Below are 25,228 nucleotides of genomic sequence, written 5' to 3'. Positions count from 1 at the left end.
CTCAGCTATCGACCGCGTGCGCCTTCAGGTCTTCCAGGCTGCAGACTTCCAGCGAGGCGATATGCGTCGCCTCCAGCAGCACCCGCGGCGCCATCCCGGCCGAGCGCGCCTCCTCCCACCGCGCGGCGCAAAGGCACCACCGGTCGCCGGGCTTAAGGCCGGCGAAGCCGTATTCCGGCCGCGGGGTCGAGAGGTCGTTGCCCCGCGCCTTGGAGAAGGCGAGGAATTCGCGCGTCATCTCGGCGCAGACCACATGCAGGCCGAGGTCGTCCTGCCCGGTGTTGCAGCAGCCGTCCCGGAAGAAGCCGGTCAGCGGCGCCACCGAACAGGGCAGCAGCGTCCCGCCCAGGACGTTGCTGGCCGGGGGCTGGCCCCCCGGCCCGCGCCGCCCCGGGCCGAGCCCGCCATCGGGCATCAGGCGGCCGCCCGGATCGCCGCCGCCAGCACTTCCTCGCTCACGCCGCCCGAGAAGCCCTCGAAGTTCTTCTCGAAGCGGGAGACGAGGTCGGCCGCGGTGCGGTCATAGGCCGCCTTGTCCGCCCAGGTGTTGCGCGGGTTCAGCACCTCGGCGGGCACGCCCGGCAGCGCCTTCGGGATCTGCAGCCCGAAGAAGGGATCGGTCTCGAACTCGACCTTGGCCAGGCTGCCGTCGAGCGCCGCGCGCAACAGGGCGCGGGTCACCTTGATCGACATCCGGCTGCCCGTGCCATAGGCGCCGCCGGACCACCCCGTGTTGACCAGCCAGCAATCGGCGCCGTGCCGGTCGATCAGGTCAGACAGCAGCTTGCCATAGACTTCCGGGTGGCGCGGCAGGAAGGGCGCGCCGAAGCAGGTGGAGAAGGTCGCCTGCGGCTCCTTGCCCAGGCCCTTCTCGGTCCCGGCGACGCGCGCGGTATAACCCGAGAGGAAGTGGTACATCGCCTGGGCCGAGGAAAGCTTGGCGATCGGCGGCAGCACGCCGAAGGCGTCCGCCGTCAGCATCACCACGTTCTTCGGCAGCGCGGCGCGGCCGCCCGGCATGGTGTTCGGGATGAACTCCAGCGGGTAGCAGGACCGGGTATTCTCGGTCAGCGAGCCGTCGTTGAGGTCGAGGTTGCCGCGCGCATCGGCGACGACGTTCTCGAGCACCGCGCCGAAGCGGTGGCTGGCGTCCCAGATCTGCGGCTCGGCCTCGCGCGAAAGGCGGATGACCTTGGCGTAGCAGCCGCCCTCGAAGTTGAAGACGCCGGTATCCGACCAGCCATGCTCGTCGTCGCCGATCAGGCTGCGCTCGGGGTCGGAGGAGAGCGTGGTCTTGCCGGTGCCCGAGAGGCCGAAGAACAGGGCGGTGTCGCCGGCCGGGCCCTGGTTGGCGCTGCAATGCATCGGCAGCACGCCCTTGGCGGGCAGCAGCCAGTTCATCACGGTGAAGATCGACTTCTTGATCTCGCCGGCATAGCTGGTGCCGGCGATCAGGATGGTCTTCGCCGCGAAGGACAGCGCGATGCAGGTGCTGGTGCGGCAGCCGTCCTCGGCCGGGTTGGCCTCGTATTCCGGCGCGTGCAGGATGGTGAAGTCGGGCGCGAAGCCGGTGAGGTCCTCGACCGGCGGGCGGATGAACATGTTGCGGGCGAACAGCGCGTGCCAGGCATTGGTCGTCACCAGCCGCACCTTGATGCGGTGCGCCGGGTCGGCGCCGGCATAGAGGTCCTGGGTGAAGAGCACCGGGCGGGCGCCGAGCCAGGCCTGGACCTTGCTGCGCAGGCCGCGGAACCTCTCCGGCGGCATCGGCTGGTTGATCTTGCCCCACCAGATCTGGTCATGCACCTCGGGGTCGTCGACCACGAACTTGTCCTGCACGGACCGGCCGGTATGGACGCCGGTCACCGCCATGAAGGCGCCATCGGCGGAAAGCCGGCCCTCGCCGCGGCGGATCGCGTGCTCATACAGGCCCGGGGCCGTCAGGTTGGCATGGACGGTGGACCCACTGGTCACACCCGTGCCGGCGAGGGCGCTCTCGGGCAGGCTCATGTATATTCCTCCAGGCGGGGCATTCCGGGACCGCGCCATTGCTGGGGGCCCGGGTCGAGGCCCGCGGTGTCCATGCTCTCGAAGGCTAAATTACGGCGGTGTCTTACGATTGGCAAAGGGGCAGGATGCCGGGTTTTGCAACCGGAAGTCATGCCGATCCTGGCCGAGCCTCCTGGGAAGCGCGAATCAACTCAGCGCGGACTGCAGCCGGATCGGCCGCCGGGGCACTGAAATTAAGGCGAAGCACCCGCTCGCCGAACCCCAGGTCGGCCCCGTCCGGGTCCAGCGCCACCATCCGCCAGCCACCCGGCCCGCCGCCCGGCAGCGCCGCGGCGATCGCCGCCAGGGCCGCCGCATGACCGGCATTCATGTGGTCGAGGATGTCCCGCTCGGCCGCCGCCAGGGCGGCGACCGCCGTCGGGTCGGGCAGCAGGTCGGCGCCGCGCAGCCTGAGCGCCCGGGCGAAGCCGCCGACCAGCTGGGCGGCGGCGGGGGTGATCCGCCACAACGCGAAATCGCCGAAATCGGCGTAGAGCGCGGCATAGGGGTGCTTCGCCAGGAAGCGCGCCTTCAGCCCCGGCACCTCGGCCTCCGGCACCGGGGCGGCCAGGCCGGTCAGCGTCACCCGCGGCGCGGTCTGCGGATTGGCCTCGGCGGCCTGGCCCTGGAACAGAAGGGCGCAGCGCGGCTCCGCCCGGAGCTGGCGGGTATGCTCGGACAGGGACGAGAGCAGCAGCAGGACCGAGAGGTCGCCGGCGGCGGCCGGGGTCACCAGGCTGGCAAAGGGCTGGCCTGCGGCCTGGGTGGCCAGGGTGGCCGAGGCGGCGCCGCGGACCAGGCAGCGTGCCTCGAAAGCCGGGTTGTCGGTCACCATCTCGCTCCCGTCCGGGTTGCGCCACAATCCCGCACCATATGTGGTGCCATCCTGCCTCGACGACAGGCCGGGCCAGTCCCGGTGGAGAGCAACGCATGGCTGCCACGATCGCCCTGGTGGACGACGACCGCAATATCCTGACCTCCGTCTCCATGACCCTGGAGCAGGAGGGCTTCCAGGTCCGCACCTACACGGACGGGGAGAGCGCCCTGCAGGGGCTGCTGGCCCGGCCCGCCGACCTCGCGGTGCTCGACATCAAGATGCCGCGGATGGACGGGATGGAGCTGCTGCAGCGGCTGCGCCAGCGCAGCGCCATGCCGGTGGTCTTCCTGACCAGCAAGGACGAGGAGGTGGACGAGCTGATGGGGCTGCGCCTCGGCGCCGACGACTACATCACCAAGCCCTTCAGCCAGCGGCTGCTGCTGGAGCGCATCCGCGCCCTGCTGCGACGGAACGAGGCTTCCCGCGCCGAGGCGAACGGCCAGCCGGCCGGCGGCGTCATCGTCCGCGGCGACCTGGTGCTGGACGAGACCAAGCACACCTGCGTCTGGAAGGGCACCGACATCCAGCTGACGGTGACCGAGTTCTTGCTGGTCAAGGCGCTGGCGCTGCGCCCGGGCATGGTGAAGAACCGCGATCAGCTGATCGACGCCGCCTATGGCGAGAACATCTATGTCGACGACCGCACGATCGACAGCCACGTGAAGCGGGTGCGCAAGAAGTTCCGCCAGGTCGACAACGACTTCGCGCAGATCGAGACGCTCTACGGCATCGGCTACCGCTACAAGGAGAGCTGAGGCCGGGAGAACGGCGCCCCCGCCTGCGCCTTCGCTCGCCCGCACCCGCGCCAGGCATCGCCCCGGCCGCGGCCGTGCTATGCCAGGACGGATCGGCCGTCGCCGCCCTTTGACCCCGGCGCAGGAACCCCCATGCCCGATATCGGCCTGCCGCCCGAGACCGCCGCCCAGGCCGCCGTCGCGCCGCCGCGCCGCCGCTGGGTCTCGCCCCTGCTGCGCCGCATCCTGCTGCTGAACGTCCTGCCGCCGGCCCTGCTGGCGGCTGCCATGCTCTACCTCGACCAGTACCAGAACGGGCTGCTGGCGGCCGAGGTCGAGGCGATGCGCACCCAGGCCCGCATCTATGCCGGCGCCATCGCCGAGGCCGCGACGCGGCTGCAGGACGACCGCGCCGTGCTGGTGCCGGAAGCGGCGCGGCCGCTGCTGCGCCGGCTGGTCGACCCGTCCCCGAATACCCAGGCGCGGCTCTTCGACAATACCGGCCTGGTCGTCGCCGACAGCCGGGTGCGGGACGGCGCCGGCGGCGCGGTGGTGACCGAGCCGCTGGCCCCGCCCGAGCCGCGCGGCGCCTTCTCGATGACCGTCTCCGGCCTCTACGACCGGGTGCTCTCGGTGGTGCCGCGCGGCAGCCGGCCGGATGTCGAGGTCGACGTGAACCCCGACGCGCCCTCCTTCGACTGGCAGCCCAATCTCGGCCCCGACCGGCGGGAGGAACTGCGCCTGGCGCTGGAGGGCGGCGTCACCCCCTATATCCGCCGCACCGCCGATGGCCGCCTGCTGGTGAGCGTCGCCGAGCCGGCCCGGCGCGGCAACCAGTCGGTCGGCATCGTGCTGCTGACGCGGGAGGCGCGCGAGGTCGACCAGCGGCTGTTCGAGATCAGGGCCAGCGTGCTCGGCATCTTCGGGGTGGCGCTGGCGCTGACGGTGGCGCTGTCCTTCTACCTCGCGCAGACGCTGGCCAACCCCATCATGCAGCTGGCGGGCTCGGCCGCCGCCATGCGCCAGGGCGAGGGCCGCAGCGGCAGCGTGCCGCCCACGCTGCTGGCGCGGGAGGACGAGATCGGCATCCTGGCGCGCGACCTGCAATCCGCGGCGCGCGCGCTTTGGGCCCGGATCGACACCAACGAGCGCTTCGCGGCCGACGTGGCGCATGAGCTCCGCAACCCGCTGACCAGCGTCCGCAGCGCGATCGAGACGCTGCGGCGGATCGAGAACCCCGAGCAGCGCAACCGGCTACTGGCGATCATCGCCGAGGATGCGGTGCGGATGGACCGGCTGATCGCCGACATCTCCGACAGCTCGCGCGTCGATGCCGAGCTGTCGCGCACCGTCGCCGTGCCGGTCGACATCGCGCCGATCCTCTCGACGCTGGCCGAGCTGCACCAGGCGACGCGGAAGGAGGACGACCCCACGGTGGTGCTGGAGGCGCCGGCCGAGGGACTGGTGGTGCGCGGCGTCGAGGGGCGGGTGGTGCAGGTGCTGCGCAACCTGCTGGGCAACGCGCTGTCCTTCAGCCCGGAACGCGGCCGCGTCTTCGTCCGCGCCCGCCCGGCCGGGGCAATGGTCGAGGTGGTGGTGGAGGACGAGGGGCCGGGCATCCCCGAGGCCAAGCTTGAGGGCATCTTCGAGCGCTTCTATTCCGAGCGTCCCAGCGGCGAGCGCTTCGGCCAGCATTCCGGCCTGGGGCTTTCGATCTGCCGGCAGATCGTCGAGGGCCTGCGCGGCCGCATCGCCGCCGAGAACCGCCGGGACGCGGCGGGCAAGGTGACCGGGGCGCGGTTCATCGTGACGCTGCCGGTCGCGTGAGCGAGCGGCTTTGCGGCGCGTCCTGCATCTGGATGACGCTGCCGGTCGCGTGAGCGAGCGGCTTTGCGGCGCGTCCTGCATCTGGATGACGCTGCCGGTCGCGTGAGCGAGCGGCTTCGCGGCGCGTCCTGCATCTGGATGACGCTGCCGGTCGCGTGAGCGGGCGGCTTCGCGGCGCGCCTCCGCCAAGTCCGGCGTCTCGCATCCGTCGCGCCAATCCGCGCCGCATCTGCACGCAGCCCTGTGCCCCGCCACGTCGCTCGGCCTATATGCAATGCGGGACAGGACTGCCGGCGCCACCCGCTTCGGTGGGCCGGAACGCGGGAAGAGCCACGGCATGGGCCAGATCGTGATCGCCGAGTTCATGGAGGAGGCCGCGGTCGAGAGCCTCCGCGCGGCCCAGCCGACGCTCTACGACCCTCGGCTGTTCGAGGACCCGGCCGCGCTGCGGGCCGCGCTGGCCGATGCCCGGGCGCTGATCGTCCGCAACCAGACCCGGGTGGATGCCGAGCTGCTCGCCGCCGCACCCGGCCTCAAGGTGCTCGGCCGGCTCGGCGTCGGGCTCTACAACATCGACCTGGCCGCCTGCCGTTCCCGGGAGATCGACGTCATCCCGGCCTCCGGCGCCAATGCCGATTCGGTGGCCGAATACGTCCTGCTGGCGATCGGCACGCTGCTGCGCGGCGCCTACGGTGCGACCGCGGAGGTGGCAGCCGGCGGCTGGCCGCGCGAGCGGCTGATCGGCGGCCGGGAGATGGCGGGCAAGACGCTCGGCATCATCGGCTTCGGCGATATCGGCCGCCGCGTCGCCAGGCTGGCGGATGCCTTCCGCATGCGCATCCTCGGCCATGACCCGCTGATCTCCGCCACCCATGCCGACTGGTCCGAGACGAAGACCGAGATGGTGGGGCTCGAGGAACTGCTGTCCCGCGCCGATGCGGTGACGCTGCACGTGCCGCTGGGGCCGGGGACGCATGGCCTGCTCTCGGCGCCGCAGCTGGCCTTGATGAAGCCGGATGCGGTGCTGGTGAACGCCGCCCGCGGCGGGGTGGTGGAGGAGGCGGCGCTGGCCGCGGCGCTGCGCGAGGGCCGGCTCGGCGGCGCCGCGCTCGATGTCTTCGAGGTCGAGCCGCTGCCGGCCGGCTCGGTGCTGGCCGGCGTGCCCAACCTGCTGCTGACCCCGCACATCGCCGGCGCCACGATCGAAAGCAATGCCCGCGTCTCCTCCCTGATCGCCGCGCGGGTGCTGGTCGCGCTGGCGATGTGCTGACGGCTCGACCACGCCGTGGCGGCGAGCCCGCCGCCTTGACCGCGCCGTGGTGGCGAGCCCCGCCGCGTTGACCGCGCCGTGGTGGCAAGCCCGCCGCGTTGACCGCGGCGGGGCGCTTCGGTACGCCGGCGGCGCAACGCCCCGCCTGGGGCCCCGGGGAGACGCATCCATGACCACGCGCATCGCCGGCCGCCGCGCCCTGCTGGCCGGCGCCGCCCTGCTGCCGCTTGCCTCCCCCGGCGCGGCCCGCGCCGCGCTGCCCGACCGGCCGCTGCGCCTGGTGCTCGGCTTCGCTGCGGGCAGCGGGCCGGACGTGCTCGCCCGGCTGGTCGCCGAGGCGCTGAAGGATGCCCTGCCGGCCGGCGTTGTCGTCGACAACCGGCCCGGCGCCGGCGGGCTGATCGCGGCGCAGGAGGTGGCGAGGACCGCCCCCGCCGACGGCACCGCGCTGCTGCTGGGCGAGGTCGGCCAGCTGGCCATGGCGCCCAGCACCTATGCCAAGCTGCCCTACGACCCCGCGCGCGATTTCGCCGCGGTCGCCGAGCTGGCCGCGGCCGATTTCGGCTTCGTCGTGCCCGCCGCGCTGCCGGTGGACGACTTCGCCGGCTACCTCGCCTGGGGCCGCGCGCAGCGGCAGCTCTCCATGGGCACCTTCGGCGCCGGCACGCCCGGGCATTTCGGCGCCGCCATGTTGGGCCAGGCGACCGGCCTGGCGGTGGAGCCGGTGCATTTCCGCTCGACCGGCGATGCCATGGGCGCGGTGCTGAACGGCACGGTGCAGGGCATGTTCGGCACCGTCGCGGTGGTGGCGCCGCACGTGAAGGCCGGCCGGCTGAAGGCGCTGGCGGTGACCGGCCCGGCGCGGTCCCCGGTGCTGCCGGGGGTGCCGACCATGGCCGAGCTCGGCCAGCCGGCCTTGGGCTTCAGCGCCTGGTTCGGCCTGGTGGCGCCGGCCGCGACGCCCGCCCCGGTGCTGGCGGCGCTCGAGGCCGCGGTGCTGCGCGCCCTCGCCGCGCCCGCCCTGGTGGCGAAGCTGCAGGAGGCCGGCTTCCGCCCCGCCGCGGCCGGCAGCGCCGCCTTCGCCGCGACGATGACCGCCGAGCGCGCCCGCTGGGCCGAGGTGGTGCGGGCCACCGGCTTCAAGGCGATCGAGTAGCCGCGCCCCCGGCGTCAGCGCGCCAGTCGTTCCCTCGCGCATTCCAGGCGCACGGCCAGCCCGTCCGGGTCCGACCAGTCGAAGCGCACCTGGCCGCCGAGCTGGTGCGCCACGCTCTGCCGGATCAGCGTCGAGCCGAAGCCGCGCCGCTCCGGCGCGTCGGCGAGCACGGGGCCGCCGGTCTCGCGCCAGACCAGGCGGATGCCTCCCGGGGCAGCGTCCTCCCAGCTCAGCGCGACCCTTCCCTGCGGCCGGGACAGCGCGCCGTGCTTCGCCGCATTGGTGGCCAGCTCGTGCAGCGCCAGGGCCAGCGCCGCGGCGGCGGTCGGGCCGATGCTGACCGGCGGCCCGCACAGCGCGATGCGCCCGCCCCCGTAGCTGGCCGCCCCCGGCGTCTCCTCCGCCTCCGCCCGGGCGGTGCCGAAGGGGCCGAGCACCGCCTCGGCCAGGGCGGCCAGCCGGGTCGGGCGCAGGCCGCGGTTCGGGCCGCTGCCCGCGGCCTCCCGCACTAGGTCATGCGCCAGGGCCAGGGCAATCACCCGGCCGCGCAGCGCCGCGGCCATGCCGGGCACGTCGGCGGCGCCGCGCGCGGTGAACTGGACCAGACCGTCGAAGACGGCGAACTGGTTCTTCACCCGGTGGTCCAGCTCGCGCACCAGCAGCTCCAGCGCGCGCTCGCCCGCCTTCCGGTCGGTGATGTCCTCGACCACTCCGGCATAGCGCCGCCCCGCGCCGCCCGCTTCCCTCACCGGCGCTCCGCCAGGTTCCCTCACCGGCGCTCCGCGCCAGGAAACCCAGCGCGGCTCGGTATCCCCGGCGCGGCGGATGCGGCACTCGCAGCGCCATTCCGCGCCCCCGGCCACCGCCGCGGCGAAGCCCCGCGCGACGGCGTCGCGGTCCTCCGGCACCACGTGGCGGAGGCTGTCGGCGAGGCGCCACTCCGCCAGCGGCCCGGCCTGGCCGAAGATCAGGTCGTGCCGCGGCGAGCGGGTAAGGAGGCCGGAGCCGAGATCGAGTTCCCAGGCGGCGAGGCCGGCGCCCTCGGTGGCGAGCCGGAGCCGCGCCGCGCCGTCGCGCAGCGCCGCCTCCCGCCCGCGCAGTGCCTCGACCAGCGCGGCGATGGCGCCGGCGAGCGAGACCACCTCCCGCGCCCCGCGGCCGGGCGGCACCACGGCGCTGGGGTCCCGCTGCAGCCGCCCGGCGGCCTCGCAGAGCTCGACCAGCGGGCGGGCGATGATCCCGGCCAGCAGCCAGCCGAGCGCCGCAGCCAGGGCGGTGGCGGCCAGCCCCCAGAGCATGACCTGCCCCGCCAGCTGCCGCGCCGGGGCGAAGGCCGCCGCCGCGTCCCGCCGCACCAGGACGGACCAGCCGAGCCCGTGGTAGTCGCGGTGTCCCCCGGTCGGCGCATAGCCGACCAGTTGCGCGCTCGCCGCCATCGCCGGCTCGACCCGGCTGCCGCCGCGCCCGGCGGCGAGATCGGCGGCGATCGCGGCCGGGAGCCACGGCGGCGCTGCCCGCGGCATCCCCGGCGGGCCGAGCAGCACCTGGCCGTCCCGCGCCAGGATCAGCGCCTCGGCCCCGGGATGGCGGGCCAGCACCGGCGCCATGACGTCGCGCTGGATGCCTTCCGCCCATTCCCAGTAGAGATGCGCCACGACGACGCCGAGCAGGCTGCCGTCCGGCGCCTGCACCGGCGCGGCGAGGTCGACGAAGCGCGGCGGGTTGTCGGCCGGCCGGCCGAGCGCGGCCGCCATCAGCAAGCCGTCATGCACCTCCCCGACGAAGGGGCCGCGGCGGCCCGCGAGGAAGTATTCGCGGCGCGAAACGTCGGCGCCCTCGAGCGCCCCGCTGCTGCTGACCAGCATCCGGCCGTCCGGGCCGACGAAGAACAGGATGGCGTAGTCGGGATAGGTCTCGTGCAGCCGCTGCAGCACGGCGCGCCGGGCGGCGGGGCCCGCCGCCGGGTCGCGCATGGTGTCGAGCGAGGCGGCGACCTGGATGTCGCGCAGCCGCTCGAAGAGGCCGCGGTCGAGCAGGTCGGCGGCGCGTTCGGCGGTGGCGGCGAATTCGGCGCCGATATCGGCCCGCAGCCGGCGATCGGCCAGGTTGCCGACGGCAAGGGAGGCCGCCAGCGCGGCCAGCAGCCCGAGCAGGCCGAAGGCCCCGGCGAGCACGGTGTGGAGCCCCGGAGGGGCGAAGGCCCGACCAGTTGCCCGGTCAAGGCCCTGCTTCTCCCACACCGTCCACTCCGCCGGACCGGTGCGATCGGCGTTGCAGCCATTCATCCTGGCCAATCCTGCCGATCTGCCGAGCCAAGAACCTACCAGACCCGATGCCCACCAATCCATTCCTATGGAATATAAAAAATTCGCGATAACGCAACTCCGGTGAACTACCGCGCCGGTTGTGCCGTTTCATGCTGAAGTCACGACACGCTCCGTCACTTCGCGTCGCCGGATCGGACGGACGCGGCATTGCGAGCGGCAGCCCCGGGACGCTGCCTCCCCCGAAACTGCCGGTGGCCTTGCTACACGGCATGGATCCGCACCAGCACGCTGTCCGGCCGGCGCTCGCCGAACCCGACGAAGAGGCTGCGGTGCAGCCAGGCATGTTGCGGCGCCGCCGTCTCGAAGACCGGGGCGGTGCGGAAATAGACCCGCTCCGGCGCCACCGGCTCGCCCCGCAGCAGCCGCGCCATGTCCTCCGGCGCCGCGTGACGGATGCCGCGGTTGACCACGTAGACCAGCGCGCCGTCCGCCAGGCGCAGCGTGTAGCGGGCGACGATCTCGGTCACCCCGTCCGGGCGGATCACCTGGAAATCCGCCCCGCCGGCCAGGATCTCCCCGGCCAGCCGCGGCCCGCTCACTTGCCCGCCGAGGATCGGCACGATCCGGCGCTCGCCCGCCGGCCCGGCGCCGACCACCAGCGGCAGCCCCACCGCGACCTCGACCTGACCGATGAACTCCAGTCCCGCCGCCGTCATCTCGCGCCCTCCCGATTCCGTACCGTGCCGCCGCCGGCGCCTCCCCCGGGCCGCCCGTCCTTGGCCGCACTCCCCGCTCTGCCGCCGCTTGGCATGCCCCGAGGCGCAGCCTGGCATGCCCCAAGCCGCCGCTTGGCCGGCGCAACGCGGATGCCAACATGGATCGACACGCCTATAAACGCCGGATGCCCTCGACCCCGCATGCCTGACGCGCCCTTCCTGCCCCGGCCGCCCGACCCGAACCGCATCTGCGGCCCGGCCCCGGTGCGCGCGCTCTTCCTGCGCCGGCCGCAGCAGGTGCTGCGGCTGTTCTATACGGAGGAATGGCGCCGGCTGGCGGGGCCGCTCTGCAAGCACCTCGCCCGCACCCGCCGGCCCTACCGCGAGGTGCCGCCGGAGGAGCTGGCCCGGATCGCCGGCACCCAGCACCATGGCGGCATCTGCGCAGTCGCCGTCGCCCGCTTCGCCGAGCCGCTGCCCGGCCACGCCCTGCCGCCCGGCCTGCCGCAGGCCGCCTTCCTGCCGGTGCTGGACGGCATCGGCAACCCGCACAACCTCGGCGCCATCGCCCGGTCCGCCGCCTTCTTCGGCGCCCGCGCCCTGCTGCTCTCGGGCGACCCGCGCCAGGCGGACCTGTCCGACGCCGCCTTCCGCACCGCCGAGGGCGGGCTCGAGCACCTCGAGGTGCTGCGCGCCCGCGACCTGGCCAACCTGCTGCGCGGCATGCGCGGCCGCTTTCTGACGGTGGCCGCCGTCGCCGCCGGCGGCGCCCGGCCCGAGGCGATCCCGCGCGACCGCCCCATCGCCCTCGTCCTCGGCAACGAGGAGGAGGGGCTGTCGCCGCCGGTGCTCGAGGCCTGCGAGGCCCGCATCACCCTGCCCGGCAGCGGGCTGGTCGAGAGCCTAAACGTGGCGCAGGCCGCGGCGGTGCTGTTCCATGCCCTCGGCGCCGCCGCGCCAGCCTCCGCGGCCCCGGCCGCCGCGTGAGCGCCACCGCACCCGATCCCGCCACCCTCGACATCAGGCCGGACGGGCCGGGGCGGCGCCTGGCCTTCCGCGGCGGGCTCGATGCCGCCGCCGCGGCGCGGCTCTGGCCGGAGGCGATGCGCGCCGCCCGCGGCGTCCATCCGCTCACGCTCGACCTCGGCGGCGTCACCGCGCTGGACACCGCCGGCGCCGTGCTGCTGCTGCGGCTGGAGCGGGAAGCGCACCGGGCCGAATTCCAGGGCCTCGCCGCCGGGCCGCTGCAGGCCCTGCTGGACCGGACGCGGGCGGCGCTGGACCGGCCCGGCCCGAAGCCGCAACCGGCGCTGCCCTTTCTCGGCCGGGTCGGCGAGGCGACACTGCGGCGCGCCCGGGGCGCCGCCGGCCAGGTCGCCTTTCTCGGCGAATCGCTGCTCGCCGGGCTCGGCGCGCTGCGGGCGCCCTGGCGGCTGCGCTGGCCGGAGGTGCTGCGCCACCTGGACGAGGCGGGGCTGCGCGCCTTCGGCCTGACCACCTTGCTCGGCTTCCTGATCGGGCTGATCCTGGCCTTCCAGTCCTCCATCCCGATGAAGCAGTTCGGCGCCGAGATCTTCATCCCGAACCTCGTCGGCATCTCCCTGCTGCGCGAGCTCGGGCCGCTGATGGCCGCCGTCATCCTCGCCGGCCGTACCGGCTCGGCCTATGCCGCCGAGCTCGGCACCATGACGGTGAACGAGGAGATCGACGCGCTGCGCATCATGGGGATCGACCCGATCGCCTGGCTGGTGCTGCCGCGGCTGCTGGCGGCGATGCTGGTCATGCCGGTGCTGGCGCTGCTGATGAACCTGGCGGGGCTGCTCGGCATGAGCGTGGTGATGGGGACGCTGGGATTTCCGCTGGTCGCCGTGGTGAACCAGCTGCAGGCCTGGGTGCACCTGAAGGATCTGGTGGGCGGGCTGGCCAAGGCGGCGATGTTCGGGCTCGCCATCGGCCTGGTCGGCTGCCGCGCCGGGCTCGGCGCCGGGCGCGGCCCGCGCGCGGTGGGCGATGCCGCGACCGCGGCCGTGGTGGGGGGGATCGTCTCCATCGTGCTGCTCGACGGCGTCTCCGCCGTGCTGTTCTTCCGGCTGGGCTGGTAGGCCATGCCCGGGACGCCGGAGGCGGAGGCCGTGATCCGCGTGCGCGACCTGGCGGCGCGCTTCGATGGCCGCACCATCTTCGAGCACGTCACCTTCGACGTCCGCCGCGGCGAGGTCTTCGTCATCCTCGGCGGCTCCGGCTGCGGGAAATCCACGCTGCTGAAGCACATGATCGGCCTTTATGCCCCGGCCGAGGGCAGCATCGAGATCCTCGGCGTGCGGATGGACGGGCTCGACGGCGCGGCGCGGGTCGCGCTGCTGCGGCGGATCGGGGTGATGTGGCAGTCGGGCGCGCTCTTTGGCTCCTCGACGCTGGCCGAGAACATCGGCGTGCCGCTCGAGGAGCACACCGACCTGCCGGCCGAGGCGCGCGACATGGTGGCGCGGGTGAAGCTCGGCCTGGTCGGGCTGGCGGATGCCGCCGGGCGGCTGCCGGCGGAGATCTCGGGCGGCATGGCCAAGCGGGCCGGCATCGCCCGGGCCATGGCGCTCGACCCGCCGATCCTCTTCCTCGACGAGCCCTCGGCGGGGCTCGACCCGATTACCTCGGCGGGGCTCGATGCGCTGATCCGGCAGCTGGCGCGCGATCTCGGCACCACCTTCGTCGTGGTGACGCACGAGCTGCAGTCGATCCTGGCGATCGGCGACCGATGCATCATGCTGGACAAGGAGGCGAAGGGCATGATTGCAGAGGGCGATCCGCGGCGCCTGCGCGACGAGAGCCGGAACCCCGTGGTGCGTGCCTTCTTCCGACGCGAGGTGCTGGCGTGATGGTCCCCGACACGATCCGTGGCGCGCCCGCGCGCGGGCGGCGCTGAGATGCCGCAGGCAGGCGGGCTCTACCTGCGCGTCGGCGCGCTGGTGCTGGCCGGGCTGGCGCTCGGCATCGGCTTCGTCCTCTTCCTGACCGCCGACCGGCTCAGCGGCAGCAGCCAGCAATTCGAGACCTATATCCGCGAATCCGTCCAGGGCCTCGAGGTCGGCGCGGCGGTGCGCTACCGCGGCGTCAGCATCGGCCGGATCTCGGAGATCGGGCTGGTCTCGGCGGAATACCGCCGGCCGCAGGGCGACCCCTTCGGCGCCGCCTTCCAGCTGGTCTATGTCCGCTTCGCCGTCGACAATTCCCGCATCGGCGAGACGCCGAACGTCGAGGAGGCGATCAAGCTGGGGCTCCGCGTCCGCATCGCCGCGCAGGGCATCACCGGGGTGAACTACCTCGAGCTCGACTTCGTCGACCCGGAGCGCTTCCCGCCGCGCGCGGTGCCCTGGGAGCCGCGCTATCCCTACGTGCCCGCCATTCCCTCCACCGTTGCCCAGGTGCAGAGCGCGGCGGAACAGCTGCTGCAGAAGCTGCAGACGGCCGACCTGCCGGCGCTGCTCGACAACGTCATCGGCCTGGTCTCCGAGCTGCGCGGCCAGGTGAAGGACGGCGACCTGGCGGTGACCCTGCGCGAGGCGGCCGAGCTGATGCGGACGCTGCGCACCACCGCGGCCGAGGCGAACGTCCCGGGCGCGCTGGCCGAGCTGCGCGGCACCGCCGAGGACGCCCGCAAGCTGCTCGGCAGCCGCGAGGTGACCCAGGCGCTGTCGAACGCCGCCGCGGCGACCGCCGACCTGCGCGGCGCGGCGGCCCGGCTGCCCGGCAGCATGACCAACCTCGATGCCTCCCTGCGCTCGGTCCGCAGCGCCACCACCGACATCCAGGCGGAGCTGGCGCCGATCCTGCGCGACCTGCGCGCGGCCGTCGCCAACCTGCGCGACACCACCGAGCAGCTCCGCCGCTATCCCTCCCAGGCCATCTTCGGCGCGCCGCCGCCCGCGCCTCCGGGATCCCGCCGATGACCCGCCGTGCCTTGATCCTCGCGGCCCTCGCGCTGCCCGCCTGCAGCGTGCTGCCCGACCGCCCCTACCAGCAGACCCAGCGCTTCGTCCTCGCGCCGGAGCGGCCGCCTGGGAACTCCCCTGGGCGCCCGCCGGCGAAGCGCGGCCCGGTGCTGCTGCTGCGCACCTTGCGGGCCGCCCCCGGGCTCGACCAGCGGGGCCTCCGCGTGCTCGGCCCGCGGGACGAGGTGATGGTGGATTTCTGGAGCGAATGGACCGCCCCGCCCGCCGACCTGGTCGAGGAGGCGCTGCGGCGCTGGCTGCTGGCCAGCGGCCGGTTCGCGGCGGTCACCGCGCCGGGCTCCCGCCTGCGGTCCGACCTGATCCTGGAAGGCGAGCTGACCCGGCTGCAGGCAGAGCCGGTCCAGGGCGTCGCCCGCGCCTCGCTCTCGGCCCTGCTGCTGGCGAACGGCAATGCCGGCGACACGCGGGTGCTGGGGCAGTTCCTGGCCGACGGCACCGCGCCGCTGCCGGGCGGGCCGCGCGCCGATGGCAAGGCGGCGGCCACGGACGCGGCGGCGGCGATGTCGGCGGCGCTGGGCGACGCGCTCGGCCGGCTGGAAGCGGCGCTGGCCGGGGCGATCGGCCGCCGCTGAGGCGGGCGGGGCGGCGCCGATCCGCCCCGCCCCGCCCGCCTCAGTGCACCGCGCTGGGCTGGTGCGGGCTGTCGAGGCTGAAGCCTGGGATCTCCACGTCGAAGCTCTCCCCGGTTTCCACCGCCACCATGTGGTAGGTGCCGCGCATGAAGCCGGAGGGCGTCGCCAGCGGGGTGCCGGAGGTATACTCGAAGCTCTCCCCGGCATCGAGCACCGGTCGCTCCCCCACCACGCCCTCGCCGTGCACCCGCTGGGTGCGGCCCTGGCCGTCGGTGATCTGCCAGGTGCGTTTCAGCAGCTGCACCGTGCGGCGGCCCTCGTTGGCGATGGTGACGCGATAGGCCCAGGCATAGTGGCCGCGGCCGGGCTCCGACTGGTCTTCCAGGTAGTAGGTGCGGACGGTGACGCGCACGTCGCGCGTCACGGCGGTCCATGCGGGGGTGCGGGGCTCCGGCACGGGGTCAGGCGCCCATCCGCTGCGGGGTGACGGAGCCGGCGCGGGTCTTGGAAGCCATGGCAACTCCTCCCATTTTGCCGGGACACTGCCACGCCCGCCGCGCCGCCGCCACTATTCGGCGGCGCGCGCAACCGTGCCGCCGGCGGCGTCGAGCGCCTCTGCCAGGTCGTCGATCAGGTCGGCCACGTCCTCGAGGCCAACCGACAGACGGATCGTGCCGTCGGTGATGCCGAGCTTCGCCCGCTCCGCCGCGCCGATCCGCATGTGCGTGGTTGTCGCGGGATGCGTCACCATCGACTTCGCATCGCCGAGGTTGTTGGAAACGTCGATCACCCGCAGCGCGTTGCAGAAGCGGAAGGCCGCGTCCTTCGCCTCGCCCGTTCCGCCGCGCAGCTCGAAGGTCACCAGCGTGCCGCCGCCCGACATGTGCCGCCGCGCCAGCGCCTGCTGCGGATGGTCGGCGCGGAAGGGATAGAGCGTGCGGGCGACTTCCGGCCGCTCGGCCAGGAAGTCGGCGATCGCGGCGGCGCTGCGGCACATGGCGTTGACCCGCAGCGACAGGGTCTCGAGCCCCTTCAGGATCACCCAGGCATTGAAGGGGCTGATCGCCGGGCCGGTGTTGCGGGTGAAGGGCTGCAGCACCTCCTCGACCCACTTCCTCGTGCCCAGCACGGCGCCGCCGAGCACGCGGCCCTGGCCGTCCATGTGCTTGGTGCAGGAATAGACCACAACATCGGCGCCGAACTTCAGCGGCTGCTGCAGCAGCGGCGTGGCGAAGACGTTGTCGACCACGACGATGGCGCCGGCCTTGTGCGCCAGGTCCGCCACCGCGGCCAGGTCGACCATCTCGAGCATCGGGTTCGACGGCGTCTCCAGCAGCACCAGCGCGGTCGGCCGCGCCAGCGCCGCCTGCCACTGCCCGAGGTCGCCGCCGTCGACGAAGACGCTCTCGATCCCGTAGCGCGGCAGCAGGGTCGAGACGATCCAGTGGCAGGAGCCGAACAGCGCGCGGGAGGCGACGACGCGGTCGCCGGCCTTCAGGTGCGACAGCATCGCCGCATGCACGGCCGCCATGCCGGTCGCCGTCATCCGGCAGGCCTCGGCGCCTTCCAGCAGGGCCAGGCGCTGTTCCAGCATCTGCACCGTCGGGTTGCCGAAGCGGGAATACTGGTAGTGGGTCTCGGTGCCGTTGAAGGTCGCCTCGGCCTGCTCGGCGCTGTCGTAGACGAAGCCGGAGGTCAGGAACAAGGCCTCCGAGGTCTCGTCCATGCTGGAACGCATGGTGCCGCCGCGGACCAGCAGCGTGGCGGGGCGCAAGGGACGGGACGGCGGGGTCTTGGACATGCGGAGGGACACCTTGGCCCCATCTGGGGCGACGACTGCGGTGTCCGGCCCGTTGAACGGGGCGGGGGCGACGGGTCACCCCCGACGGCCGTTTAGCGCGCTTGTTTCACCTCGCCGCAAGCTGGCCGGACAAATCGCGAGGATCGGCCGGGGCCGATGGGCCTTAGGCATACGTCCGAGCGGCGGGCGGGGTCAAGGCTGGTGGGGCGTCGCCCCTCCAGGCCACCCCACCAATGGCCCGAGGCCTTTGGAAACCGGGAATTTCGCGTAAGGATGCGGCAAGGCCGGGGATCCGACGATGACGCAATCATTTCGAACGACACGCCGGGCGGTGCTGGCCGCGGCCATCCTCGCCCCCGCCGCCCGGGCGCAGGACGCCTATCCGAGCCGCCCCGTCACCATCACCGTCCCCTGGGCGCCGGGCGGGTCCACCGACATCCTGGCGCGCACCCTGGCGGAGCCGCTGCGGCTGGCGCTCGGCCAGCCCGTGGTGGTCGAGAACCGCTCCGGCGCCTCGGGCAACATCGGCTCGGCGGCCGTCGCGCGCGCCGCGCCGGACGGCCACGCCTTGCTGTTTGCCACGATGAGCACGCATGCGATGAACGCCGCGCTGATCAAGGACATGCCCTTCGACCCGGTCGAGGACTTCACCGCGGTCGCGCTGCTCGCCTTCGTGCTGAACACCATGGTGGTCCACCCCTCGGTGCCGGCGAGGACCGTCGGCGAGTTCATCGCCCATGCCCGCGCCAATCCAGGGAGACTCGCCTACGCCTCGGCCGGGCCGGGCTCGACCAACCACCTCTGCGCCGCGATGTTCTGCCGCATGGCGGGGATCGAGATGGTGCACGTGCCCTATCGCGGCGGCGCGCCGGCGGTGCTGGATACGGTGGCCGGGCAGGTGCAGCTCTTCTTCAGCGCCGGGACGCAGACGCTGCCGCATGTGCGCGAGGGAAGGCTGCGGCTGCTGGCGGTGACCGAGGAACACCGCAGCGCCCTGCTGCCGGACGTGCCCACGGTGGCGGAGACCGTGCCGGGCTACGCGATGGCGGTCTGGTACGGCGTGCTCGGCCCGCGCGGCATGCCGCCCGCGGTGGTCGCGCGGCTGAATGCCGAGATCAACCAGGCGCTGCTGCTGCCCGAGGTGAAGGGGAAGATGGCGGCGATCGGCGTCGAGGTCGCGCCCGAGGCGCCCGCCGACTTCGCCGCCCGGATGCGCGCCGATGCGGCGAAGTGGGGCCGCGTGATCCGCGAGCTCGGCGTGACGGCTGGCGATGCCTGAGGCGTGCCTCTCCGCGGCGCAGCTCGCGCGCCTCGCCGCCGCGGCGTGCGACCCGGCGCCGCTGGCGCTGCTGCGCGCCGCGGATGCGGTGGGGCGGGAGGCGATGGGCCAGCGTCTCTGCACCGCGATGCGCTTCGATGCCGCGGCGATGACGGTGCGGCGGATCTACAGCTCGGACGAGGCCGCCTATCCCGTCGGCGGCGCCAAGCCGAAGCGCGATACCGAATGGGGCCGCCAGGTGCTGCTGCAGGCGCGCATCTTCGTCGGCGAGGGCGAGGCGGCGATCCGCGCGCATTTCGCCGACCATGCGCTGATCGCCGCGCTCGGTTTGCGCAGCATCGTCAATGTCCCGGTGGTGCTGCGCGGCGAATGCCGGGGCACGGTCAACTTCCTCTGGCCCGAGGCGGTGGTCACGCCGGGACGCCGGGCGATGGCGGAATTGCTGGGACTGGTGGCTGCGGCCGAGTGGGCGCTCCACGTCCAGTGACGGACACGCGACCTCTCGCGCTTGTAAAGCGACACGGAGGGCTCCCTGGCGCACATCTCAACCTACGGGGGATTCGTGACAAATCAAGCTGGTTATGGGGGGATGCTGCCATGCAGGTTCTGGTTGTTGAGGACGAGCCGCTGATCCGCATGTCGATATGCGATCTGCTGGCGGATGCCGGCTTCGCCTGCGTCGAGGCCGCCGACGCGCGGGAGGCGCTGGCGCTGCTGGACGGCGGGCTGCGGCCCTCCGTCCTGCTGACCGACTTCAACCTCGGTCCCGGGCTGAACGGCCTGGCGCTGGCGGCCGAGGCGCTGGCCCGGCTGCCCGGCCTCGCGGTGGTGCACGTGACCGCCAATGCGGATTACCTGCTGGAACACGCGCTGCGGCCGCAGGAGCAGGTGATCGCCAAACCCTTCAACGCCGACATGCTGGTGCGCGCGGTCGCGCGGCTCAGCGACCGGGCCTGGTTCGGCGTGGTGGGGCAGGCGCCGGCGCAGGCGGCGGTGCTGGCGCAATGAGGCGGCGGATGCAGCGATCGGGCTGGTAAAAGGACTATATTCCTGTCATTCTGCCGCCTTGGTACGGAGGCCGGCGCATGACCCATCCCGCAGCCCTCTGCCGCTTCGCCGCCGGTCCGGCGCTTTGTCCGAAAGCGCGTTCCGGCCAGCGCTCCCCCCCGCGCTCAATTCCTCAAATCCTCAGGCCCGGCCACGACCGGGCCCTTGCCGCACCTGGCCTTTCCGCCCGCCGCCACGGCCCCGGATTTATTCGGGTTGAGCCGATCCGAGGCAGGCTCGGCTCCCTTGGACCCGAGGGTCCCGAAGGCCTTCCGGCCGCTGGCGGGAACGGTTCGGAAGGGCGGCGCCGCTGTGGCCCCCCCCACCCTTCAGTCCCCGGCCCGGCCTTTGTCCGGAGGCCGCCTTCCCCGCCGCTCCGCCCGCGTGGTACCCCCGGGCGCATGACCCGTCCTTCCGGCCGCGCGCCCGATGCCCTTCGCCATGTCGTCCTCGAGCCCGGCGTGGCCCGCCATGCCGAGGGGTCCTGCCGCATCCGGATGGGGGTGACGGAGGTGCTCTGCACCGCCTCGATCGAGACCCGCGTGCCGCCCTTCCTGCGCGGCACCGGCCAGGGCTGGGTGACCGCCGAATACGGCATGCTGCCGCGCGCCACGCATACGCGCGGCGACCGCGAGGCGGCGCGCGGCAAGCAGTCCGGCCGGACCCAGGAGATCCAGCGGCTGATCGGCCGGTCGCTGCGCGCCGTGACCGACCTGAAGGCGATGGGCGAGATGTCCATCACCCTCGACTGCGACGTGCTGACCGCCGATGGCGGCACCCGCTGCGCCAGCATCACCGGCGCCTGGGTGGCGCTGCACCTGGCCTTCCGCCACTGCCTGAAGATGAACGTCATCGCCACAATGCCGCTGAAGGACCAGGTGGCCGCGGTGTCCTGCGGCATCTGGCAGGGCGTGCCGGTGCTCGACCTCGACTACGAGGAGGACAGCAAGGCCCATACCGACGCCAATTTCGTCCTCACCGGCGGCGGCGGGATGGTGGAGATCCAGGGCACGGCGGAGGGCGAGCCCTTCTCCGAGCCGCAGCTGCTCGACCTGCTGCGCCTGGCGCGGCACGGCACCGACGAGCTGTTCCGCCAACAGCGCGCTGCGGTGGGGATCGGCTGATGCCGGCCGATGACCGCAGCGGCGCAGGCCGCGGAGGTCTGAATCGGCCGGCCAACGCCGCCGATGACCGCAGCGGCGCAGGCCGCGGAGGTCTGGACCGGCCGGCCCGCCAACGCCAACTCGCGCCCGGCCGGCTGGTGCTGGCCAGCCACAATGCCGGCAAGCTGCGGGAGGTCGCGGCGCTGGTCGCGCCCTTCGGGATGCAGGTGGTCTCGGCCGGCGAGCTCGGCCTGCCGGAACCGGCGGAAACCGAGGACAGCTTCATCGGCAACGCCACCATCAAGGCGCTGGCCGCGGCGCGCGCCGCCGGGCTGCCGGCGCTGGCCGACGACAGCGGCTTCTCGGTGGCGTCGCTCGGCGGCGGTCCCGGCGTGCGGACCGCCGACTGGGCGGAGCTGCCGGGCGGCGGGCGGGACTATGCGATGGCGATGGCGAAGGTGGCCGCGCTCGCCGAACCCCATGCCGACCGGAGCGCCTGGTTCACCTGCGCCCTGGTCCTCGCCTGGCCGGACGGCCACACCGAGGGTTTCGAGGGCAAGGTGCAGGGCAGCTGGGTCGCGCCGCCGCGCGGCGAGCGCGGCTTCGGCTACGACCCGATGTTCGTCCCCGAGGGCGGCGCCGAGACCTTCGGCGAGATGGACCCGGCGGAGAAGCACCGCATCAGCCACCGCGCCCGCGCCTTCGCCCTGCTGGAAGCGGCCTGCCTGGCGCGGCCGGCCAGGTGAGGTGGGGCTCAGCCCTCCTCCGCGACGGCCTCGCTGTCGGGCGTATGCGCCTTGAGGCCATGCGCCACCAGCCAGTCCCAGCCCTCCTCCGGCTCGTCCACCAGGCCGAACAGCGAGAGGTCGTGCGAGTCGACCAGGCCGTGCCGGGCCAGCGCCTCGAAATTCACCACCTCCTCCCAGTACTCGCGGCCGAACAGCACCACGCCGACCGGCGGGGCCTTGCGGGTCTGCAGCAGGGTCAGCACCTCGAACAGCTCGTCGAAGGTGCCGAAGCCGCCGGGGAAGACGGCCAGCGCATTGGCGCGCATCGCCAGGTGCATCTTGCGCATGGCGAAGTAGTGGAAGCGAAAGGTCAGCGCCGGCGTGCTGTAGGCGTTCGGCGCCTGCTCGTGCGGCAGGGAGATGTTGAAGCCGATGGAGGGCGCGCCGACATCGGCGGCGCCGCGGTTGGCGGCTTCCATGATGCCCGGGCCGCCGCCGGTGGCGACGACGTTGTCGCGCAGCCGGCCGTGGGGCGCCAGCGCGCCGCCGCGCAGCGAGACGAGGCGGGCGAATTCCCGCGCCTTCGCGTACCAGGGCGCGAGGTGGGCCCGCGGCGTGCCCGGAACCGCCCGGTCGGGGGCGGGGATGCGGGCGCTGCCGAAGACCACCACGGTGCTGCGCACGCCCCAGTCGCGCAGCGCCAGCTCGGCCTTCTCGTATTCCATGGCGAAGCGCAGCGCGCGGGCCTCGTCGCGCCGCAGGAAGTCCGGGTCCTCGACCGCCAGGCGGTAGCTGGGGGAAGCCATCTGGGCCGCGTTGTCGGTCATGCCGCCATCCTGTGCATCGGACGGACGTAGCACCCGGCATGGCCCCCGCGTTCCCCCTGGCCCGCCGCACGTTGCCGGCGCTCCTCCTCCCCGCCCTCCTCCTCCCCGCCCTGGCGCGGGCCGAGGGCGGGCGGGTCATGCGTCCCGGGGCCGCGCCGCTGCAGGGGCCCGGGCGCGCCGCGGGCGCCCTGGTCTGGGCGCACCAGCACTACCGGGACGGCCCGCCGCCCGAGCCGCCGCCCTTCCTCGGCCGCCTGCTGGGCGGGGGCTGGGATCTCTGGCGGCTGGACCGGCCGGCGGAGGCAGCCACAATCACCGCGGCGCTCGATCCGCTGGAGCCGGGCGCCGAGGTGCTCGCGGCCGGCACCGCGCGGCTGCGGTCGGAGGGCTATCGCCGCATCGCGGTGGTGGGCGAGAGCCGCGGCGCCTTCATCGTGCTGGTCGCGCTGCGCCATGCGCCGCTGGCCGAGGCCGTGCTGCTGATGGCGCCGGCGGCGCATGGCCCGCGGCCGGAGCGGCGGCCCCTGGCGCTCGCGGCCTTCCGGGAGGCCTGCGCGGCCGCGGCGCCCGGCACGGTGCGGCGCGGCGGGCTCGTGCTCTTTGCCGACGACCCCTACGACCCCGACCCGGCGGCGCGGGCCGCGGCCTTCGCCGGGGGCATGGCGCGCTGCGGGGCGGATGCCCTGGTGATCGACCGCCCGGCCGCGCCGACCGGCCATGGCGCGGCGCAGGACCCGGCCTTCGACGCGCTGTTCGGCGCCCGGCTGGCCGGCTTCCTCGGCGGTCAGCCCTGAGCCGCGAGCAGCGCCCGGCCGCGCGGCGTGGCGGAGACCTGCAGCCCCTCCGGCCCGCCGGGGCCGAGGGCGACGAAGCCGCCCTCCAGCGCGTCCTCCCAGACCGTGAGGCGGGGGCAGGAGGTGCGCCAGGCCTCGATGACCTCGCGGTAGGGGCGGGGCTCGGCGGCGACCCAGGCGACCAGGTCGCGGACCAGGGGGGCGATGATGGGGGCGATGATCGGGGCGATGGTCGTCTCGGACATGCGCTTGCCTCCTTTGCCTCAGGGTGCCGCCGCCAGCAGCCAGCCGCCATAGGCGACATAGTAGCCGGAGACCACGGCGATGAGCCGGTCCGTCCAGCGGCGGTACTGGACATCCGTCATGGCCTCGAGGATCCGCCGGGCCAGGGTGGTGCCGAGCATCGAGCAAAGGATGGCGACGCCGGCCACGGTCCAGTCGAGCCCCGCGGTCTGGTCCACCAGCGCGCCGAAATAGACCAGCTTGGTGGCATGGCCGAGGATCTGGCAGGCCGCCTTGGTAGCGACGATCTGCCGCCGGTCGAGCCCGCCGCCGAGGAAGAAGCGGTCGATCAACGGGCCGGAGACGCCGGTCAGCAGCATCAGCGACATCGCCGCGGTACCATAGGCCAGGCCCTGCACCGGGCTGCGCGGGTCGGGCGCCAGCCCCTTCGGCAGCAGCTTTACCAGAAAGGGCGTGACGCCAAGCGCCAGCAGCGCCACCGGCTTCCCCGGCACCCAGCGCAGCAGCGACCACAGCAGCAGCGCCGAGGCGAAGCCGCCGCCGATCGCCGCGATCGGCCGCCAGACGATGTGCCGCCGCCAGAGGAAGGCGCGCCAGCCGTTGGAGGCCATCTGCGTCACCGCATGCAGCGCCATGGCCTCGGGCAGCGGCAGCAGCGCCAGCAGCACTCCGATCAGCACCAGTCCGCCGGCCATGCCGAAGATGCCGGAAAGGAAAGCGGTGCCGGTCATCACGACCGCAAGCAGGAGGATGGTGGTCGGGGCCATGCGGCGATTCCTTCTTGCCCCCGGCATGCGCTGGTTGAGCCCGCGGCACAAACCGAGATAGCCTGGGCTGGCCTCAGCTTCCCTGAGGCTGTTCGATGGCCGCGGCGCCGCAGGCGCGGCGGGCCGAATCGGCCAGCCCGGCATCCCGATGGCCGCGGTGGACTGCACCGGCCAGCCAGAGAAGGACGCCTCTTGCGCCGCCTGCCCTTCCTCAACGGTATCCGTGCCTTCGAGGCGGCCGGCCGCAGCGGCAGCTTCGCCGCGGCGGCGGAGGAGCTGCATGTCAGCCCGGCCGCCATCAGCCGCATGGTGAAGCTGCTGGAGGAGCGGCTGGGCCTCGCGCTGTTCGAGCGGCGGGCCAACCGGCTGGTGCCCACCACGGCCGGTGCCCGCTACCTCGCCGGGCTCAGCCCCTTGCTGGATGGGCTGGCTGCCTTGACCGAGGAGGTGGTGGCGCTCGGCGGGCGGCAGGTGCTGACCCTCGGCGTCGGGCCGACCTTCGCCATCCGCTGGCTGATCCCGCGCCTGGCCGATTGGCAGCGGCGACAGCCGGGGGTGGAGGTGCGGATCACCACCGGCGGCGCCGCGGTGCCCTTCGCGCCGGACTGGACCTGCGGCATCCGGCTGGGGGAGGGCGCCTGGCCCGGCCTCGTTGCCGTGCCGCTCTTTGCCGCCGACCTGACGCCGGTCTGCGCCCCGGCGCTGGCCGGCCGGCTGCGGGCGCCGGCGGAGCTGACGGGCCTGAGCCTGCTGCGCGTCGGCCATGCCGCCGAGGACTGGCCGCGCTGGCTGGCGGCGGCAGGGCTTGCGGGGCTGCAGGCGCACGGCCCGCTCTTCGACCATTACGGCCAGGCGCTGCAGGCGGCGGCCGACGGGCTCGGCGTGGCGATGGGCATCCGGCCCTACATCGACGACGACCTCGCGGCCGGGCGGTTGGTGGCGCCCTTCGGCTTGACGGTGTCGAAGGGCATGGGCTGGTACCTCGTGCACCGGCCGCAGCGGCTGGCGGAGCCGGCCTTCGCCGCCTTCCTCGGCTGGATCACCGCGGCCGCCGCGGGCGCCGCCGCGCCCCGTCCCGTTCCGGATTGACAGCCCCTGCGCGGCGCGCCCTGCTATGCGCCGGCATCGAGGTCGCCCGACCAAAACGGCGGCCCTGGAGGGAAG

At 73.8% G+C, this 25,228-nt stretch carries 26 protein-coding genes and 1 riboswitch; of the genes, 16 read left to right on the top strand and 10 right to left on the bottom strand.

Features of this window, described 5'->3' with window-relative positions; all coding sequences use genetic code 11:
* Position 1: 1 nt before the first annotated feature.
* The 3 genes from E2C06_RS06390 to E2C06_RS06380 all read right to left on the bottom strand — a co-directional run bounded on the left by E2C06_RS06390 (position 2) and on the right by E2C06_RS06380 (position 2,884).
* Positions 2–415 (bottom strand): DUF2237 family protein, encoded by a 414-nt coding sequence (locus E2C06_RS06390; RefSeq protein WP_133287751.1) that lies wholly within the window; start codon positions 413–415, stop codon positions 2–4.
* A complete protein-coding gene (locus E2C06_RS06385; RefSeq protein ID WP_133287750.1) occupies positions 415–2,010 on the bottom strand; it encodes a phosphoenolpyruvate carboxykinase in 1,596 nt (531 codons plus the stop codon). The genes E2C06_RS06390 and E2C06_RS06385 overlap by 1 nt, the downstream gene beginning before the upstream one ends.
* A gap of 148 nt (positions 2,011–2,158) precedes the next feature.
* Positions 2,159–2,884 carry a HugZ family pyridoxamine 5'-phosphate oxidase gene (locus E2C06_RS06380; RefSeq protein WP_133287749.1) on the bottom strand — a complete coding sequence of 242 codons (726 nt, stop codon included), beginning with the start codon at positions 2,882–2,884 and terminating at the stop codon, positions 2,159–2,161.
* Positions 2,885–2,979: 95 nt separating this feature from the next.
* Between E2C06_RS06380 and E2C06_RS06375 the strand changes: the two genes are divergently transcribed.
* The 4 genes from E2C06_RS06375 (at position 2,980) to E2C06_RS06360 (ending at position 7,913) form a co-directional block, all read left to right on the top strand.
* Positions 2,980–3,681 carry a response regulator transcription factor gene (locus E2C06_RS06375; protein WP_133287748.1) on the top strand — a complete coding sequence of 234 codons (702 nt, stop codon included), beginning with the start codon at positions 2,980–2,982 and terminating at the stop codon, positions 3,679–3,681.
* A gap of 132 nt (positions 3,682–3,813) precedes the next feature.
* Positions 3,814–5,487, top strand: coding sequence for a stimulus-sensing domain-containing protein (locus E2C06_RS06370; RefSeq protein ID WP_133287747.1), 1,674 nt, complete (start codon positions 3,814–3,816; stop codon positions 5,485–5,487).
* Positions 5,488–5,824: 337 nt separating this feature from the next.
* On the top strand, positions 5,825–6,757 hold the full coding sequence (locus E2C06_RS06365) for an NAD(P)-dependent oxidoreductase (RefSeq protein WP_133287746.1): 933 nt from the start codon (positions 5,825–5,827) through the stop codon (positions 6,755–6,757).
* Positions 6,758–6,926: 169 nt separating this feature from the next.
* The gene (locus E2C06_RS06360; RefSeq protein ID WP_133287745.1) at positions 6,927–7,913 is read left to right on the top strand and encodes a Bug family tripartite tricarboxylate transporter substrate binding protein; all 987 of its coding nucleotides are present in this window, start codon (positions 6,927–6,929) and stop codon (positions 7,911–7,913) included.
* Positions 7,914–7,927: 14 nt separating this feature from the next.
* Here the strand turns inward: E2C06_RS06360 and E2C06_RS06355 are convergent, their stop codons facing one another.
* Positions 7,928–10,198, bottom strand: coding sequence for a sensor histidine kinase (locus E2C06_RS06355; RefSeq protein WP_165982248.1), 2,271 nt, complete (start codon positions 10,196–10,198; stop codon positions 7,928–7,930).
* Between the two features lie 242 nt (positions 10,199–10,440).
* Positions 10,441–10,896 carry a DUF3237 domain-containing protein gene (locus E2C06_RS06350; RefSeq protein WP_133287743.1) on the bottom strand — a complete coding sequence of 152 codons (456 nt, stop codon included), beginning with the start codon at positions 10,894–10,896 and terminating at the stop codon, positions 10,441–10,443.
* Positions 10,897–11,097: 201 nt separating this feature from the next.
* Between E2C06_RS06350 and E2C06_RS06345 the strand changes: the two genes are divergently transcribed.
* The 5 genes from E2C06_RS06345 to E2C06_RS06325 are packed head-to-tail and all read left to right on the top strand — an operon-like array spanning position 11,098 to position 15,475.
* Complete coding sequence (locus E2C06_RS06345; RefSeq protein ID WP_241671144.1) at positions 11,098–11,883, top strand: TrmH family RNA methyltransferase; 786 nt, start codon at positions 11,098–11,100, stop codon at positions 11,881–11,883.
* The gene (locus tag E2C06_RS06340; protein ID WP_241671143.1) at positions 11,880–12,998 is read left to right on the top strand and encodes an ABC transporter permease; all 1,119 of its coding nucleotides are present in this window, start codon (positions 11,880–11,882) and stop codon (positions 12,996–12,998) included. The genes E2C06_RS06345 and E2C06_RS06340 overlap by 4 nt, the downstream gene beginning before the upstream one ends.
* Before the next feature lie 3 nt (positions 12,999–13,001).
* Positions 13,002–13,769, top strand: a complete 768-nt coding sequence (locus E2C06_RS06335; RefSeq protein WP_133287742.1) for an ABC transporter ATP-binding protein — start codon at positions 13,002–13,004, stop codon at positions 13,767–13,769.
* 48 nt (positions 13,770–13,817) lie between these two features.
* The gene (locus tag E2C06_RS06330) at positions 13,818–14,840 is read left to right on the top strand and encodes an MlaD family protein (protein WP_133287741.1); all 1,023 of its coding nucleotides are present in this window, start codon (positions 13,818–13,820) and stop codon (positions 14,838–14,840) included.
* Complete coding sequence (locus E2C06_RS06325) at positions 14,837–15,475, top strand: ABC-type transport auxiliary lipoprotein family protein (RefSeq protein WP_133287740.1); 639 nt, start codon at positions 14,837–14,839, stop codon at positions 15,473–15,475. Before E2C06_RS06330 ends, E2C06_RS06325 begins: the two co-directional genes overlap by 4 nt.
* A gap of 40 nt (positions 15,476–15,515) precedes the next feature.
* Here E2C06_RS06325 and apaG read toward each other — a convergent pair whose 3' ends face one another.
* Together apaG and metZ are read right to left on the bottom strand one after the other, a co-directional pair.
* Positions 15,516–15,932 (bottom strand): Co2+/Mg2+ efflux protein ApaG, encoded by a 417-nt coding sequence (apaG, locus tag E2C06_RS06320; RefSeq protein ID WP_133287739.1) that lies wholly within the window; start codon positions 15,930–15,932, stop codon positions 15,516–15,518.
* A 111-nt stretch (positions 15,933–16,043) separates the two neighbouring features.
* A complete protein-coding gene (gene metZ, locus E2C06_RS06315; RefSeq protein ID WP_133287738.1) occupies positions 16,044–17,276 on the bottom strand; it encodes an O-succinylhomoserine sulfhydrylase in 1,233 nt (410 codons plus the stop codon).
* Between the two features lie 72 nt (positions 17,277–17,348).
* Positions 17,349–17,427: riboswitch (SAM riboswitch) on the bottom strand.
* Between the two features lie 147 nt (positions 17,428–17,574).
* Here metZ and E2C06_RS06310 point away from each other — a divergent pair.
* From E2C06_RS06310 to E2C06_RS06290, 5 genes are all read left to right on the top strand, one after another.
* Positions 17,575–18,555, top strand: a complete 981-nt coding sequence (locus tag E2C06_RS06310) for a Bug family tripartite tricarboxylate transporter substrate binding protein (RefSeq protein WP_133287737.1) — start codon at positions 17,575–17,577, stop codon at positions 18,553–18,555.
* Entirely contained in the window at positions 18,548–19,042 is a 495-nt protein-coding gene (locus E2C06_RS06305; RefSeq protein ID WP_133287736.1) for a GAF domain-containing protein, read from the top strand. The genes E2C06_RS06310 and E2C06_RS06305 overlap by 8 nt, the downstream gene beginning before the upstream one ends.
* Before the next feature lie 110 nt (positions 19,043–19,152).
* A complete protein-coding gene (locus E2C06_RS37400; protein WP_165982247.1) occupies positions 19,153–19,563 on the top strand; it encodes a response regulator in 411 nt (136 codons plus the stop codon).
* 440 nt (positions 19,564–20,003) lie between these two features.
* The gene (gene rph / locus E2C06_RS06295) at positions 20,004–20,726 is read left to right on the top strand and encodes a ribonuclease PH (protein WP_133287734.1); all 723 of its coding nucleotides are present in this window, start codon (positions 20,004–20,006) and stop codon (positions 20,724–20,726) included.
* Positions 20,726–21,451: a non-canonical purine NTP pyrophosphatase gene (locus E2C06_RS06290; protein WP_133287733.1), complete on the top strand. Its 726-nt coding sequence runs from the start codon at positions 20,726–20,728 to the stop codon at positions 21,449–21,451. The genes rph and E2C06_RS06290 overlap by 1 nt, the downstream gene beginning before the upstream one ends.
* Positions 21,452–21,459: 8 nt before the next feature.
* Here E2C06_RS06290 and E2C06_RS06285 read toward each other — a convergent pair whose 3' ends face one another.
* Complete coding sequence (locus E2C06_RS06285) at positions 21,460–22,260, bottom strand: LOG family protein (RefSeq protein WP_133287732.1); 801 nt, start codon at positions 22,258–22,260, stop codon at positions 21,460–21,462.
* A 38-nt stretch (positions 22,261–22,298) separates the two neighbouring features.
* Here E2C06_RS06285 and E2C06_RS06280 point away from each other — a divergent pair, with 38 nt between their 5' ends.
* Positions 22,299–23,054: a hypothetical protein gene (locus E2C06_RS06280; RefSeq protein WP_133287731.1), complete on the top strand. Its 756-nt coding sequence runs from the start codon at positions 22,299–22,301 to the stop codon at positions 23,052–23,054.
* Here E2C06_RS06280 and E2C06_RS06275 read toward each other — a convergent pair.
* A complete protein-coding gene (locus E2C06_RS06275) occupies positions 23,045–23,299 on the bottom strand; it encodes a hypothetical protein (RefSeq protein WP_133287730.1) in 255 nt (84 codons plus the stop codon). The two genes, E2C06_RS06280 and E2C06_RS06275, sit on opposite strands and share 10 nt — an antisense overlap.
* 18 nt (positions 23,300–23,317) lie before the next feature.
* On the bottom strand, positions 23,318–24,064 hold the full coding sequence (locus tag E2C06_RS06270; protein WP_133287729.1) for a TSUP family transporter: 747 nt from the start codon (positions 24,062–24,064) through the stop codon (positions 23,318–23,320).
* A gap of 192 nt (positions 24,065–24,256) precedes the next feature.
* Between E2C06_RS06270 and E2C06_RS06265 the strand changes: the two genes are divergently transcribed.
* A complete protein-coding gene (locus tag E2C06_RS06265) occupies positions 24,257–25,153 on the top strand; it encodes a LysR substrate-binding domain-containing protein (RefSeq protein WP_133287728.1) in 897 nt (298 codons plus the stop codon).
* Positions 25,154–25,228: the final 75 nt, after the last annotated feature.

This window comes from Dankookia rubra (assembly GCF_004355005.1).
GTDB classification, from domain to species: Bacteria; Pseudomonadota; Alphaproteobacteria; order Acetobacterales; family Acetobacteraceae; genus Paracraurococcus; species Paracraurococcus ruber_A.
Note: the sequence above shows the minus strand (reverse complement) of the source record. Positions and strands in the feature narration are given on the sequence as shown.

Coding starts and splice junctions, on each gene's coding strand:
- E2C06_RS06390 (WP_133287751.1), bottom strand. CDS start 415: ATGCCCGATGGCGGGCTCGGCCCGGGGCGGCGCGGGCCGGGGGGCCAG.
- E2C06_RS06385 (WP_133287750.1), bottom strand. CDS start 2,010: ATGAGCCTGCCCGAGAGCGCCCTCGCCGGCACGGGTGTGACCAGTGGG.
- E2C06_RS06380 (WP_133287749.1), bottom strand. CDS start 2,884: ATGGTGACCGACAACCCGGCTTTCGAGGCACGCTGCCTGGTCCGCGGC.
- E2C06_RS06375 (WP_133287748.1), top strand. CDS start 2,980: ATGGCTGCCACGATCGCCCTGGTGGACGACGACCGCAATATCCTGACC.
- E2C06_RS06370 (WP_133287747.1), top strand. CDS start 3,814: ATGCCCGATATCGGCCTGCCGCCCGAGACCGCCGCCCAGGCCGCCGTC.
- E2C06_RS06365 (WP_133287746.1), top strand. CDS start 5,825: ATGGGCCAGATCGTGATCGCCGAGTTCATGGAGGAGGCCGCGGTCGAG.
- E2C06_RS06360 (WP_133287745.1), top strand. CDS start 6,927: ATGACCACGCGCATCGCCGGCCGCCGCGCCCTGCTGGCCGGCGCCGCC.
- E2C06_RS06355 (WP_165982248.1), bottom strand. CDS start 10,198: ATGAATGGCTGCAACGCCGATCGCACCGGTCCGGCGGAGTGGACGGTG.
- E2C06_RS06350 (WP_133287743.1), bottom strand. CDS start 10,896: ATGACGGCGGCGGGACTGGAGTTCATCGGTCAGGTCGAGGTCGCGGTG.
- E2C06_RS06345 (WP_241671144.1), top strand. CDS start 11,098: ATGCCTGACGCGCCCTTCCTGCCCCGGCCGCCCGACCCGAACCGCATC.
- E2C06_RS06335 (WP_133287742.1), top strand. CDS start 13,002: ATGCCCGGGACGCCGGAGGCGGAGGCCGTGATCCGCGTGCGCGACCTG.
- E2C06_RS06330 (WP_133287741.1), top strand. CDS start 13,818: ATGCCGCAGGCAGGCGGGCTCTACCTGCGCGTCGGCGCGCTGGTGCTG.
- E2C06_RS06325 (WP_133287740.1), top strand. CDS start 14,837: ATGACCCGCCGTGCCTTGATCCTCGCGGCCCTCGCGCTGCCCGCCTGC.
- metZ (WP_133287738.1), bottom strand. CDS start 17,276: ATGTCCAAGACCCCGCCGTCCCGTCCCTTGCGCCCCGCCACGCTGCTG.
- E2C06_RS06310 (WP_133287737.1), top strand. CDS start 17,575: ATGACGCAATCATTTCGAACGACACGCCGGGCGGTGCTGGCCGCGGCC.
- E2C06_RS06305 (WP_133287736.1), top strand. CDS start 18,548: ATGCCTGAGGCGTGCCTCTCCGCGGCGCAGCTCGCGCGCCTCGCCGCC.
- E2C06_RS37400 (WP_165982247.1), top strand. CDS start 19,153: ATGCAGGTTCTGGTTGTTGAGGACGAGCCGCTGATCCGCATGTCGATA.
- rph (WP_133287734.1), top strand. CDS start 20,004: ATGACCCGTCCTTCCGGCCGCGCGCCCGATGCCCTTCGCCATGTCGTC.
- E2C06_RS06290 (WP_133287733.1), top strand. CDS start 20,726: ATGCCGGCCGATGACCGCAGCGGCGCAGGCCGCGGAGGTCTGAATCGG.
- E2C06_RS06285 (WP_133287732.1), bottom strand. CDS start 22,260: ATGACCGACAACGCGGCCCAGATGGCTTCCCCCAGCTACCGCCTGGCG.
- E2C06_RS06280 (WP_133287731.1), top strand. CDS start 22,299: ATGGCCCCCGCGTTCCCCCTGGCCCGCCGCACGTTGCCGGCGCTCCTC.
- E2C06_RS06275 (WP_133287730.1), bottom strand. CDS start 23,299: ATGTCCGAGACGACCATCGCCCCGATCATCGCCCCCATCATCGCCCCC.
- E2C06_RS06270 (WP_133287729.1), bottom strand. CDS start 24,064: ATGGCCCCGACCACCATCCTCCTGCTTGCGGTCGTGATGACCGGCACC.